This window comes from Streptomyces sp. NPDC044044 (assembly GCF_056434405.1).
Window position 1 is genome coordinate 394,857 of the sequence record NZ_JBWKFG010000004.1, and the last position, 13,009, is coordinate 407,865.

Annotated in this window: 11 protein-coding genes; 5 read left to right on the forward strand and 6 right to left on the reverse strand. The window is 69.8% G+C overall.

Annotated features, from left to right (window positions below; genetic code table 11):
- Positions 1-28 precede the first annotated feature (28 nt).
- From ndk to folC, 3 genes are all read right to left on the reverse strand, one after another.
- Positions 29-442, reverse strand: coding sequence for a nucleoside-diphosphate kinase (gene ndk, locus AC07AG_RS17475; RefSeq protein WP_249589932.1), 414 nt, complete (start codon positions 440-442; stop codon positions 29-31).
- 99 nt (positions 443-541) lie between these two features.
- The gene (locus AC07AG_RS17480; RefSeq protein ID WP_478755947.1) at positions 542-892 is read right to left on the reverse strand and encodes a DUF4233 domain-containing protein; all 351 of its coding nucleotides are present in this window, start codon (positions 890-892) and stop codon (positions 542-544) included.
- 5 nt (positions 893-897) lie between these two features.
- A complete protein-coding gene (gene folC / locus AC07AG_RS17485; protein ID WP_478755948.1) occupies positions 898-2,442 on the reverse strand; it encodes a bifunctional tetrahydrofolate synthase/dihydrofolate synthase in 1,545 nt (514 codons plus the stop codon).
- A 132-nt stretch (positions 2,443-2,574) separates the two neighbouring features.
- Here folC and AC07AG_RS17490 point away from each other — a divergent pair, with 132 nt between their 5' ends.
- Complete coding sequence (locus AC07AG_RS17490) at positions 2,575-3,582, forward strand: rod shape-determining protein (RefSeq protein ID WP_478755949.1); 1,008 nt, start codon at positions 2,575-2,577, stop codon at positions 3,580-3,582.
- A gap of 224 nt (positions 3,583-3,806) precedes the next feature.
- On the opposite strand, the gene AC07AG_RS17495 is transcribed toward AC07AG_RS17490, so the two are convergent.
- The gene (locus tag AC07AG_RS17495) at positions 3,807-4,967 is read right to left on the reverse strand and encodes a sensor histidine kinase (protein ID WP_478755950.1); all 1,161 of its coding nucleotides are present in this window, start codon (positions 4,965-4,967) and stop codon (positions 3,807-3,809) included.
- 120 nt (positions 4,968-5,087) lie between these two features.
- On the opposite strand from AC07AG_RS17495, the gene AC07AG_RS17500 reads away from it, so the two are divergent.
- The gene (locus AC07AG_RS17500; protein ID WP_478755951.1) at positions 5,088-5,765 is read left to right on the forward strand and encodes a hypothetical protein; all 678 of its coding nucleotides are present in this window, start codon (positions 5,088-5,090) and stop codon (positions 5,763-5,765) included.
- Positions 5,766-5,789: 24 nt separating this feature from the next.
- Here the strand turns inward: AC07AG_RS17500 and AC07AG_RS17505 are convergent, their stop codons facing one another.
- Complete coding sequence (locus tag AC07AG_RS17505; RefSeq protein ID WP_478755952.1) at positions 5,790-8,414, reverse strand: valine--tRNA ligase; 2,625 nt, start codon at positions 8,412-8,414, stop codon at positions 5,790-5,792.
- Between the two features lie 137 nt (positions 8,415-8,551).
- Here AC07AG_RS17505 and AC07AG_RS17510 point away from each other — a divergent pair, with 137 nt between their 5' ends.
- The 3 genes from AC07AG_RS17510 to AC07AG_RS17520 all read left to right on the forward strand — a co-directional run bounded on the left by AC07AG_RS17510 (position 8,552) and on the right by AC07AG_RS17520 (position 11,549).
- Positions 8,552-9,487, forward strand: coding sequence for a hypothetical protein (locus AC07AG_RS17510; RefSeq protein WP_478755953.1), 936 nt, complete (start codon positions 8,552-8,554; stop codon positions 9,485-9,487).
- Between the two features lie 107 nt (positions 9,488-9,594).
- The gene (locus AC07AG_RS17515) at positions 9,595-10,581 is read left to right on the forward strand and encodes a hypothetical protein (protein ID WP_478755954.1); all 987 of its coding nucleotides are present in this window, start codon (positions 9,595-9,597) and stop codon (positions 10,579-10,581) included.
- 98 nt (positions 10,582-10,679) lie between these two features.
- A complete protein-coding gene (locus AC07AG_RS17520) occupies positions 10,680-11,549 on the forward strand; it encodes a hypothetical protein (RefSeq protein ID WP_478755955.1) in 870 nt (289 codons plus the stop codon).
- Positions 11,550-11,639: 90 nt separating this feature from the next.
- Here AC07AG_RS17520 and clpX read toward each other — a convergent pair whose 3' ends face one another.
- Entirely contained in the window at positions 11,640-12,926 is a 1,287-nt protein-coding gene (gene clpX, locus AC07AG_RS17525) for an ATP-dependent Clp protease ATP-binding subunit ClpX (protein ID WP_361046605.1), read from the reverse strand.
- Positions 12,927-13,009: the final 83 nt, after the last annotated feature.

Below are 13,009 nucleotides of genomic sequence, written 5' to 3' on the forward strand. Positions count from 1 at the left end.
CTTTACCCGCGTCTCTCCATGCGGACGGTCAGACGACACCCGGGAAGAAGATCTTCAGCTCGCGCTCGGCGGACTCCTCGGAGTCCGAGGCGTGGATCAGGTTCTCCCGGACGATGGAGCCGAAGTCGCCCCGGATGGAGCCGGGCGCCGCGGCGATCGGGTCGGTCGGACCCGCGAGGGCGCGCACGCCCTCGATGACACGCTCACCCTCGACGACGAGCGCGACGACCGGACCGGAGGACATGAAGGCGACCAGCGGCTCGTAGAAGGGCTTGCCCTTGTGCTCGCCGTAGTGCTGCTCCAGCGTCTCCTGGTCGAGCGAACGCAGCTCGAGCGCGGAGATCGTCCAGCCCGCCTTGCGCTCGATGCGGCCGATGATCTCGCCGATCAGGCCACGACGGACGGTGTCGGGCTTGAGCAGGACGAGAGTGCGCTGGGTCATGTGCGGCTCCAAGCAGTTTTTCTACGAGCGTGTGGGTTGCCCGGCACGATACCGGCACCCACTACACCGCGTTACCTCCGGCCCCGGGACCCCGCCCGACTAGGCCCCGGCCTCCGACTCGGCCTGCGCCGCGAACCGAGCCTTCGCCTCGTCGATCTTCTGGCCGAAGTGGATCGAGGCCCACCACAGCGCGGCGAACACCGCGCCCATGAAGAACATGATCGGGACGACGAAGCCGCTCGCGATGAGCGCGATCTGCAGCGCCCAGCCCAGCTGCACCCCGCCGGGCCGGGTGATCATTCCGCACAGCAGGACGCAGAACAGCATCGCGATGCCGCTGACCGTCCAGACCGTGCCCATCGAAAGGTCCGGGTCCTTCATGGCGACCAGACCGGCGAAACCGATGACGAAGAACTCGCCGATCAGCGTCGAAGCACAGAGCGTACGCACAGGAGTCAGCCCCTCCCCAGGAGCAGTCGGGCCTCGCCGACGGTGATGACGGAGCCGGTGACCAGGACGCCGCCGCCCGCGTACTCGCCCTCTTCCTCGGCGAGGGTGATCGCGGCTTCCAGGGCGTCCGGCAGGCGCGGCTCGACCTGGACGCGCTCGTCGCCGAAGACCTCGACGGCGAGCCCGGCCAGCGTGTCCGCGTCCATCGCGCGGTGGCTGGAGTTCTGCGTGATGACGACCTCGGCGAAGATCGGCTCGAAGGCTTCGAGCAGCCCCTTCATGTCCTTGCCGTCGCTCGCGGCGACCACGCCGATCAGGCGGCTGAAGTCGAAGACCTCGCTGACCGCCTCCGCGGTGGCGCGGGCACCCGCCGGATTGTGTGCGGCGTCCAGGACGACGGTCGGCGAGGTGCGCACGACCTCCAGGCGGCCCGGCGACGAGACCGAGGCGAAGGCCTTGCGGATGGTGTCGATGTCGAGCGGGCGCGCGTGCTGCGAGCCGATGCCGAAGAACGCCTCCACCGCGGCGAGCGCGACGGCGGCGTTGTGCGCTTGATAGGCGCCGTGGAGCGGCAGGAAGACCTCTTCGTACTCCCCGCCGAGGCCGCGCAGGGTCAGGAGCTGGCCGCCGACCGCCACCGTGCGGGAGACGATGCCGAACTCCAGGCCCTCACGGGCCACCGTCGCGTCGACCTCGACGGCCTTCTTCAGGAGCACCTGCGCCGCGTCCACCGGCTGCTGGGCCAGGATCACCGTCGCGTCCGGCTTGATGATGCCGGCCTTCTCACCGGCGATCTCGCCCGGCGTGGAGCCGAGGCGGTCGGTGTGGTCCAGGTCGATGGGCGTGACGACGGCGACCGAGCCGTCGATCACGTTCGTCGCGTCCCAGCTGCCGCCCATGCCGACCTCGACGACGGCGACGTCCACGGGGGCGTCGGCGAAGGCGGCGTACGCCATGCCCGTGAGCACCTCGAAGAAGGAGAGCCTGAACTCCTCCTTGGCGTCGACCATGTCCACGTACGGCTTGATGTCGTTGTACGTCTCCACGAAGCGCTCGGCCTCGATGGGGGCGCCGTCCAGGCTGATCCGCTCGGTGATCGACTGGACGTGCGGCGAGGTGTACCGCCCGGTGCGCAGCTCGAAGGCGCTGAACAGGGCCTCGATCATGCGGGCCGTGGACGTCTTGCCGTTCGTGCCGGTGATGTGGATCGAGGGGTACGCGCGCTGGGGCTCGCCCAGGACGTCCATCAGCGCGGCGATGCGGCTGACGGAGGGCTCCAGCTTCGTCTCGCCCCAGCGGCTCGCGAGCTCTGTCTCGACCTCGCGCAGCGCCTTGTCCACCTCCGGGTCGGTGGGGCGGGAGGGGATGTCGCCCTGGGGCGGGCCCGCCTGGGTGCGCAGGGTGCGGCTGCCCGCCTCGATCACGGCGAGGTCGGGGTCACGGTCGGTCTCGGCTTCGACGATCTCGGCGAAACGGTCGTCGTTGTCGTCACGGCCGTCGCGGTCGTCGCGGTCGGGGTGCTCGCTGTCAGGCGGGGGGAGGTCACTCACGCACGCCAGTCTACGGACGGGGTGTGACAGTCGCCGTCGGGACCTGCTCAGCTCTTGTCGGGACCAAGGTCCCGGGTGATTCGGGACCTTGGTCCCGACGATCCGGGAATTCGCCGGGCAAACTTGGCGATCATGGACATAGGCATCGACCTCGGCACAGCGAACACTCTTCTCTACGTCCGCGGTCAGGGGATCGTGCTCAACGAGCCGTCCGTGGTCGCCGTCAAGGAGGGCGCGCGGACGGCTCTCGCCGTCGGTACGGAGGCCAAGGAGACGATCGGCCGTACGCCGGGCTCCATCACCGCGATCCGCCCCCTGAAGGACGGTGTGATCAGCGACTACGAAGCCGCCGAGGAGATGATCAGGCACTTCGTGCGCAAGGCGGTGCCGGGGCGCCGTCCTCGTACGCGGATGGTGGTGTGCGTGCCGAGCGGGGTCACGCCGGTCGAGCGGCGGGCCATCGTGCACGCGGCGCAGCGGGCGGGGGCGCGGGCGGTACATCTGGTGGAGGAACCGATGGCGGCGGCGATCGGCGCGGGGCTCCCGGTGGCGGAGCCGCGGGGCTCGATGGTGGTCGACATCGGCGGCGGCACGACGGAGGTGGCCGTCATCTCTCTGGGCGGGATCGTCACGGCGCAGTCGCTGCGGGTGGGCGGGGACCGTCTGGACGAGGCGATCACGAACTTCGTGCGCAAGGAGCACGGGCTGCTGATCGGCGAACGGACGGCGGAAGACATCAAGGTCGCGATCGGCTCGGCGTGGCCGGTGCCGGGGGACGAGGAGCTGGAGTCCCGGACGTTCACCGTGCGGGGGCGGGAGAAGGTGCGGGGGCTTCCCAAGACGGTGGAGCTGACGGTGCGGGAGGTACGGGCCGCGCTCGACGAGCCGGTGGAGGCGGTGATCGCCGCGGTCCGGACCACGCTGGAGGAGTGCCCGCCGGAGCTTTCCGGGGACGTCATGGAGCACGGCATCGTACTGACGGGCGGAGGCGCACTCCTGCCGGGCCTCGACCTGCGGATGGCTTCGGCGACCGGGATTCCGGTGTTCGTGGCCGATGATCCGCTGGACAGTGTGGCGATGGGGTGCGGGAAGTGCGTGGAGGACTTTGACGGGTTGGAGCGGGTGATGTCTGCGGCGTAGGCGCTTGTGCGGGGCGGTGCGGTGCGGGTCCGGCTGTGGGGGGGGCGGGGCCGCGCCGGTATGTCCGGTCTCGCTATCGTCCGGTGGCCGCGGGGCTACTGCGCTGCTGGAGCGCCGCGAACCGTGCTCCGGGCGGACATACCGCCACGTCCCCTCACGAGCGCCGCCGACTGCGGGGTCACGGGCGGGTGGGCGGGAAAGGCTTGTTCGTCCAGGGTCGAGCCTCAGGCCAAGTCCCCCGCGGGAAGCGTCGCAAGGACCTCGTAAGCCCCCCGGCAGGGGCCCGCCGAGAAGCTGCCGCCCACCGTGTGGACCCGCTCGGCCATACCGGCGGTACCGGTCCCCGCGGAAACGGGCGACGAGGCGGGAACAGCGGCAGACAGGGCGTTGCGCACGCTCACCCGCAGGTGCCCGGCGGCGACCTCCACCCGCACATCCACCCGCTCCCCCGGCGCATGCTTGGCCGCGTTCGTCAGACACTCCTGCACCACCCGGTGCACCGCCGCCTGCCGGATGGGCGAGAGGCGATGGGCCGACCCGTCTATCAGGAGGTCCACCGGCGTCCCCGCCCGCTCACTGCGCTCGGCCAGCTCGGGAAGCGCGTCGAGGCCGGGCGTCGGAGCGCCGTCCACACCCCGCCGCACGATGATCTCGTTCAGCATCCGGTGCGCCGAACGCGCCGTCTCGGAGAGCTCCTCGAAGCCCTCCTCGAAGGCCCCGCCCGTCGCACGGCGCGCAAGCACCTGCGAGCGCACGCTCAGCAGCGTCAGCTCACGCCCGACGAAGTCGTGCACGTCCCGTGCGATACGGGACCGCTCCTGCTGCACCGCGTGCAACGCGTCCGTCTCCGCCCGCTGCGCCTGCAGCGCACGGACCAGGTCCTGGCGGTTGGCCGCGACCCCGACCCCCGCGGCCAGCACCCCGATCGGCACGACCAGGCTGAGGAAGGAGCTCAGGGTGTCACCTCGGTGCACCGGCCAGCCGGGCAGAGTGAACATCACGTACGCGAAAGCCACGTAGCCGATCACGCCGACCGTGCCGGCGAGACGGCCCCGGTACCGGCCGAGGGAGTACAGCGCGAACTGGGCGAGGGTCAGCTCGTGCAGCCAGCCGATGAGCGCGAGGGCCACCGCGTACGTCACCCAGGGCGCGGTCCTGCGCAGCAGCAGGGACGCCGCGCCGCAGGCGAGGACCAGGGCCGCGAGCGGGCCGTTGAGGGAGTTGTCCGCCGCGGCGAGGCCGGGGATGTCCAGGCTCATCAGGGCCAGGCAGCTCAGCGCCGTGAGAGCGTCCTGCACCCGGGGCGCACGTGCCCAGCGCCCGGCGAGGCGGCGGCCCGGAGCCGTCGCCCGGCGGAACGCCTCGGCGGCGGGCAGGTCGCGCATGCCCTCCATCATCCAAGGTCTTTCTGCCCGAATCATCAGACTTATGACCTTTATTTCGTGAAGTGTGACACGTCGGCGTGGCGGTCCCCCAAAGACCGTCTCCGGGGGTCAAATCAGACCATGTGGTATGCCCAGAACCCCGGCCGACGGACCCGCCAGCTCCTCGGCGACGGCGCGGTCCTGCTCTGGACCGCGCTGTGGACCGCCGCCGCCGTCGTCGCCTACCGGCTGCCCTGTCTGCTCACCCGCCCCGCACCGGAGGCCCCCGCCCCGTCCCTCGGCGCCCCCTCCCGCCTGCCCCTGGTCGGTGACCGCGTCGACTCCGCGCTGCGGGCCGCCGCGGACGTCGCCGGAGCTGTGGACCCGGTCACCGTCCGCGCGGCGGTGATCGTGGGCGCCGTCGTCGTCTTCCTCGTACCCGTGGGCCTCGTGCTCAGCAGCTGGCTCCCGCGGCGCCTGCGCTGGATCCGGCAGGCCGCCGCGGCCCAGGAGCTCGCCGCGAGCGACGACGGCCGCGAACTGCTCGCCCTGCGCGCCCTGCTGAGGCCGCTGGACGAGGTCGCACGGACCGCGTACGAGCTCCCCGACGCCACCGCGGGCAGCCTCGCCGAGGGCTGGCGCGGCGGCGACCCCGTCATCATCGACGCGCTCGCCGAGGCGGAACTGGTGCGCCTCGGGCTGCACATCCCCGAGCAGCTGTACATCCCCGAGCAGGAGACAGGCGAGGAGACGGGCCCGGAGAACGGGACAGGGCCCCTGGAACCGTGCGGTTCCAAGGACCCTGTCTCCACCGCCTGACCAGGCCCGCGGCAGGCCGTCCAGCTAGGCCTGCGGCAGGCCGTCCAGCTGGGCCTGCAGCCGGCTGATGTCGGCGTCCGCCTTGGTGAGGCGGCCGCGGATCTTGTCGACCACGTTGTCCGGCGCCTTGGCCAGGAACGCTTCGTTGCCGAGCTTCGCCGTGGCCTGCGCCTTCTCCTTCTCGGCCGCCGCGAGGTCCTTGGCGAGGCGCTTGCGCTCCGCCGCGACGTCGATCGTGCCGGACAGGTCGAGCGCGACCGTGGCGCCCGAGACCGGCAGCGTGGCGGTGGCCGCGAAGCCCTCGCCCTCCGGCTGGAGGCGCAGGAGCTGGCGGATGGCCCCCTCGTGCCGGGCCAGCGTCGTGCCGTCGAGGGAGAGCCGGGCCGGGACCTTCTGGCCCGGCTGCAGACCCTGGTCGGCGCGGAAGCGGCGGACCTCGGTGATGACCTGCTGGAGGGTCTCGATCTCCTGCTCGGCCGCGGCGTCACGGAAGCCGCTGTCGGACGGCCACTCGGCGATCACGAGGGACTCGCGGCCGGTGAGGGTCGTCCAGAGCGTCTCCGTCACGAACGGGACGATCGGGTGCAGGAGGCGCAGCGTCACGTCGAGGACCTCGCCCAGGACACGGCCCGAGACCTTTGCCGCGTCGCCGCCGGCCATGAACGTGGTCTTGGACAGCTCCACGTACCAGTCGAAGACCTCGTCCCACGCGAAGTGGAAGAGGGCGTCCGACAGCTTGGCGAACTGGTAGTCGTCGTAGAGCGCGTCGACCTCGGCGACCGTCGCGTTCAGCCGGGACAGGATCCAGCGGTCCGTCGCCGACTGCTGCTCCACGGGCGGGAGTTCGCCCTCGATCGTGGCGCCGTTCATCAGCGCGAAGCGCGTGGCGTTCCAGATCTTGTTGGCGAAGTTCCGCGAGCCCTGGACCCAGTCCTCGCCGATCGGCACGTCGACGCCGGGGTTGGCGCCGCGGGCCAGCGTGAAGCGGACGGCGTCCGAGCCGTACTTGTCCATCCAGTCGAGCGGGTTGACCGCGTTGCCGAAGGACTTCGACATCTTCTTGCCGAACTGGTCGCGGACCATGCCGTGCAGCACGATCGTGTGGAACGGCGGGGTGCCGTCCATCGCGTACAGGCCGAACATCATCATCCGGGCGACCCAGAAGAAGAGGATGTCGTAGCCGGTGACCAGGACGGAGTTCGGATAGAACTTCGCGAGGCTGTCGGTCTCCTCGGGCCAGCCGAGCGTGGAGAACGGCCACAGGCCGGACGAGAACCACGTGTCGAGGACGTCGCTGTCCTGCGTCCAGCCCTCGCCGGTGGGCGCCTCGTCGTTGGGTCCGACGCAGACGACCTCGCCGTTCGGGCCGTACCAGACCGGGATCCGGTGGCCCCACCACAGCTGACGCGAGATGCACCAGTCGTGGAGGTTGTCGACCCAGTCGAAGTAGCGCTTCTCCATCTCCTGCGGGTGGATCGCGACCTTGCCGTCGCGGACCGCGTCACCGGCGGCCTTCGCGAGCGGGGCGACCTTGACCCACCACTGCATCGACAGGCGCGGCTCGATGGTGGTCTTGCAGCGCGAGCAGTGGCCGACCGAGTGCGTGTACGGGCGCTTCTCGGCGACGATGCGGCCCTCGGCGCGCAGGGCGCCGACGATGGCGCTGCGGGCCTCGAGGCGGTCGAGCCCCTGGAACGGGCCCGGGACCGTGATGACGGCGTGCTCGTCCATGACCGCGATGTTCGGCAGGTCGTGGCGCTGGCCGATCTCGAAGTCGTTCGGGTCGTGCGCCGGGGTCACCTTGACGCAGCCGGTGCCGAACTCGGGGTCGACGTGCTCGTCCGCGACGACCGGGATCGAGCGGTCGGTCAGCGGCAGCTTGATGAGCTTGCCGACGAGGTGCTTGTACCGCTCGTCGTCCGGGTGGACGGCGATGGCGGTGTCACCGAGCATCGTCTCGGCGCGGGTGGTGGCGACGACGACGGTCTCGTCACCGTCGCCGTACTTCAGGGAGACGAGCTCGCCGTCGTCGTCCTGGTACTCGACCTCGATGTCCGAGATGGCCGTCAGACAGCGCGGGCACCAGTTGATGATGCGCTCGGCGCGGTAGATCAGCTCGTCGTCGTAGAGCCTCTTGAAGATGGTCTGGACGGACTGGGACAGGCCCTCGTCCATGGTGAACCGCTCACGGTCCCAGTCGACGCCGTCGCCGAGGCGGCGCATCTGCCCGGAGATCTGGCCGCCGGACTCGCCCTTCCACTTCCAGACGCGCTCGATGAACTCCTCGCGCCCCAGGTCGTGGCGGGACTTGCCCTCCTTGGCGAGCTCACGCTCCACGACGTTCTGCGTGGCGATGCCGGCGTGGTCCATGCCCGGCTGCCACAGCGTCTCGAAGCCCTGCATGCGCTTGCGGCGGGTGAGGGCGTCGATGAGCGTGTGCTCGAAGGCGTGGCCCAGGTGCAGGGAGCCGGTGACGTTCGGCGGCGGGATGACGACGGTGTACGGGGGCTTCTCGCTCGCCGCGTCGGCGGAGAAGTAGCCGCGTTCCACCCAGCGCTCGTACAGCGTCCCCTCTACCTCGGCCGGCGCGTACTGGGTCGGCAGTTCGGTGGTGGGCGCTGGATTCTGCTGCTGAGTGTTCTCGGTCACCGGGCCAGTTTAGAGGTGTCACAGACCCGTCCCGAAACCGGATTCTTGAGTAACGGTTGCGGCCGGGAGCCACATGGGGGCTCCGCCTTCGTACAGGATGTCGGGAACACATAAGCGTTCGGAGGGGAACCCACGCAATGAGCTACAACCAGCCTGGCCCGTACGGCGGGCAGCAGCCCCAGCAGCCCGGTCCTTACGGGCAGCAGCCGGGTCAGCCTGGCCCCTACGGCCAGCAGCCGCAGGCACCCCAGCCCGGCTACGGCTACCCCCAGCAGGCGCCCCAGGGAGTCCCCCCGCAGCAGGGCGGCTACAGCCAGCCGCAGCAGCCGGGTCCGTACGACCAGAACCAGCAGGGCCCGTACGGGCAGGTCCCGCCGCCCCCGCCCGCGGGGGGCGGCAGCGGCAAGAAGACCGGCCTCATCATCGGCGCGGTCGTCGCGCTCGTCGCGATCGGCGGCGGCATCTGGTGGTTCACGGCGGGCAAGGACGCCAGCTCCTCGTCGGCGGGCAACTCCGCGGTGGCGGACGACGGCGCGCACAAGCTGGTGACGCCCGAGACGGTCCTCTCCGAGTACAAGAAGCAGGCCTCGACCGGCGACGGCTTCAATGACGACGACATGGAGCGGGCCGAGAAGGACGGCGTCAAGAACGGCAAGCCCGTCGACGCCGAGTACCAGTCCGGCGACAAGAGCAACCCGCTGGCCCAGAAGATGATCAAGTTCATGGGCGTCTACGGCGAGATCGACAACCCGTCCAAGGTCGTCGACGGAATGTTCGACAAGATGAAGACGGAGTCCACGAAGGAGAGCTCCTCCACCGGCAAGCTCATCGGCAGCCCGAAGAGCTTCGACGCGGACGGCGCGGTCCTCAAGTGCCAGGAGACGGAGATCAAGGGCGGCGGCTCCGGACCCAAGTCGATCCGCATGCCGGTCTGCATCTGGGGCGACAACAGCACCCTCGGCATCGTGATCCCGGTCGACATGGCGAGCGCCATGACCGGCAAGAGCGCCTCGCTCGAGGACGCCGCGGACACGACGACGAAGCTCCGCAAGGAAGTCCGCGTCAAGGCCTGATGCCCTGACGGCGTCACTCCGCACTCAGCAGCCCCGGTCGCTTCGACCGGGGCTGCTTCCGTCAGGATGTTCGAAACACATAAGCGCGCTCAGGGGGAACCCACGTCATGAGTTACAACCAGCCAGGCCCGTACGGCGGCCAGCAGCCCCAGCAGCCCGGCCCGTACGGCCAGCAGCCCGGCCCCTACGGCCAGCCGCCGCAGGCTCCCCAGCCCGGCTACGGCTACCCCCAGCAGGCGCCGCAGGGAGTCCCGCCGCAGCAGCCGTACGGCCAGCCCCAGCAGCCGGGCCCCTACGGCCAGCAGCCGCAGGCCCCCTATGGCCAGGTCCCGCCGCCGCCCCCGCAGGGCGGCGGCAAGAAGACCGGCATCATCATCGCCACCGTGGTCGCGGTCGCCGCGGTCGCCGTCGGTGGGTACTTCGTCCTCGCGGGCGGTGACGACAAGGACGGCGGCAAGAAGGGCGGCTCCTCGTCCGTCGCCGGTGGCGGCTCCGGGATCGAGGACGACGGTCCGCACAAGCTGATCACGCCGGCCACGGTCCTCTCCGAGTACAAGAAGGGCGAGGAGGGCGCCGGCGAGAGCGGCATGACCTCCAGTGACGTCAGGGAAGCCGAGAAGCACGGCGTCAAGAACGCCAAGGACGTCTCGGCGCAGTACCAGGCGGGTGACGAGGACAACCCGCTGTCGCAGAAGATCCTGCAGTTCAACGGCGTCTACGGCGACATCGCGGACCCGGAGAAGGTCGTCGACGCCATGTTCGGCGAGGCGGAGAAGAACGCCCAGGAAGGCAGCGGCAGCGGCGGCCAGAAGATGACGCTCGTCGGCAGCCCCAAGGCGTACAGCCCCGCGGGGCTCGACGGCGCGCTCCTGAAGTGCCAGGAGATGAAGGTCGACCTCGGCACGTCGTCGGCCGGCAGCAGCCAGGGCCCCAGCGAGATGTCGATGGCCACCTGCATCTGGGGCGACAAGAGCACGCTCGGCATCGTGATCACCACGGACGTGGCGAACGCGATGTCCGGCAAGAGCGCCGACCTCGACGAGGCCGCCGAGAAGACGGCCAAGTTCCGCAAGGAAGTCCGCGTCAAGCTCTGACACCGGGCGCCTCCCCCGACGCCCCTCCCCTCCGCGTACCCACCCCCATCAGTAAGGATGCCGGGGTCACATCAAGTACGCGGAGGGGAACCCACGTAATGAGCTACCACCAGCCGGGCCCGTACGGCGGCCAGCCGCCACAGCAGCAGCCTGGGCCCTATGGCCGGCAAGGGCCCTACGGCGCCCCTCAGCAGCCTCCGGCGCCGCAGCCCGGCTATGGCTACCCCCAGCAGTCCCAGGGCCCGTACGGGCAGGTTCCGCCGCCTCCGCCCGCGGGTGGCGGCAGCGGCAAGAAGACCGGCCTCGTCATCGGCACGGTCGTCGCGCTCGTCGCGATCGGCGGCGGCGTGTGGTGGTTCACCGCGGGGAAGGACGGCGGGTCCGTCGCCGATGACGGCAAGACGTACAAGCTGACGGCGCCCGCGTCCGTACTCGGCGGCGAGTACAAGAAGGACGACTCGTCCGCCGGAAGCGGTGGCGGCATGTCGTCGGGCGACCTCAAGGACCTGGAGAAGCAGGGCGTCAGCAATCCTCAGGACGTCTTCGCCGCCTACAACCGCGGTGAGGGCTCGACCATGAGGTCCCTCAACTACTCCGGTGTGTACGGGGAGATCGACGACCCGGAGAAGGTCGTCGACGCCATGTTCGCCGAGATGGAGAAGAACGCGAAGACGCCCGGCGGCATGAAACTCATCGGCAGCCCCGAGGAGTTCACTCCGGACGGCTTCGAGAACGGCGTCATGAAGTGCCAGGAGGCCGAGTTCAAGATGGGCGCGGTCGGACCGGACGACGAGGGCGTCCCGACCAGCTTCAAGACGCCGATGTGCGTATGGGGCGACCACAGCACGGTCGCGTACGCGGCGTACTCCGATGTCGCCGCCACCGCGAGCGGCGACGACATCGCCCTTGAGGACGTCGCAAGCCTGGTGGCCAACCTGCGCGACGACGTCCGCGTCGAGATCAAGTAGGCGACGGAGCACGGTCGTTCAACGAGAAGGGGCGCCCGGCGAGTGATCGCCGGGCGCCCCTTTCACGTAGACCTGTGGACCTGCAGACGGCTACGCCGACTTCTGCTCCCCCGGGCCCGGACCCCGCGCGTCGCGCGGCACCAGCGTCGGGTTCACATTCGAGTGGACGACGTCCGCCGTGATGACGACGCGGGCCACGTCCTTGCGGGACGGAACCTCGTACATCACCGACTGGAGGACCTCCTCCATGATGGCCCGCAGACCACGCGCGCCGGTCTGGCGCAGGATCGCCTGGTCGGCGATGGCCTCAAGGGCCTCGCGCTCGAAGTCCAGCTCCACGCCGTCCAGTTCGAACAGGCGCTGGTACTGCTTCACGAGAGCGTTGCGCGGCTCCACCAGGATCTGGAGCAGGGCCTCGCGGTCCAGGTTGTGGACCGAGGTGATCACGGGGAGGCGGCCGATGAACTCCGGGATCATCCCGAACTTCACCAGGTCCTCCGGCATGATGTCCTCGAACCGGTCCTTCTCCTGCAGCTCGCGCTTGGAGTGGATCGTGGCGCCGAAGCCGATGCCCTTCGCGCCCGCCCGCGACTCGATGATCTTCTCGAGGCCGGCAAAGGCGCCGCCCACGATGAAGAGCACGTTCGTCGTGTCGATCTGGATGAACTCCTGGTGCGGATGCTTGCGGCCGCCCTGCGGGGGGACCGAGGCCGTCGTGCCTTCCAGGATCTTGAGCAGGGCCTGCTGGACGCCCTCGCCCGAGACATCGCGCGTGATCGACGGGTTCTCGCTCTTGCGGGCGACCTTGTCGATCTCGTCGATGTAGATGATGCCCGTCTCGGCCTTCTTGACGTCGTAGTCAGCGGCCTGGATGAGCTTCAGGAGGATGTTCTCGACGTCCTCGCCGACATAACCCGCCTCCGTGAGCGCCGTCGCGTCCGCGATGGCGAACGGGACGTTCAGCATGCGCGCGAGCGTCTGCGCGAGCAGCGTCTTGCCGGAGCCGGTCGGGCCGAGCAGCAGGATGTTGGACTTGGCGAGTTCGATCGCGTCGTCACGGCCCTGCGCGCCGCCGGTCTCACCGGCCTGGACCCGCTTGTAGTGGTTGTAGACCGCTACCGAGAGGGCTTTCTTCGCGGGCTCCTGGCCCACGACGTACCCCTCGAGGAATTCGTAGATCTCGCGAGGCTTGGGGAGTTCCTCCCACCGCACCTCGCTCGTCTCCGCGAGCTCTTCCTCGATGATCTCGTTGCAGAGGTCGATGCACTCATCGCAGATGTACACACCGGGACCTGCGATGAGCTTCTTGACCTGCTTCTGACTCTTCCCGCAGAACGAGCACTTGAGCAGATCGCCGCCGTCACCGATGCGTGCCACGAGGTGCTTCCCCTTCGCCTGGGAGACGCCACGTTCAGCGACTCCTGGTGCCTCTATCTGACGGTACCTTGCCCGGCCCCCCG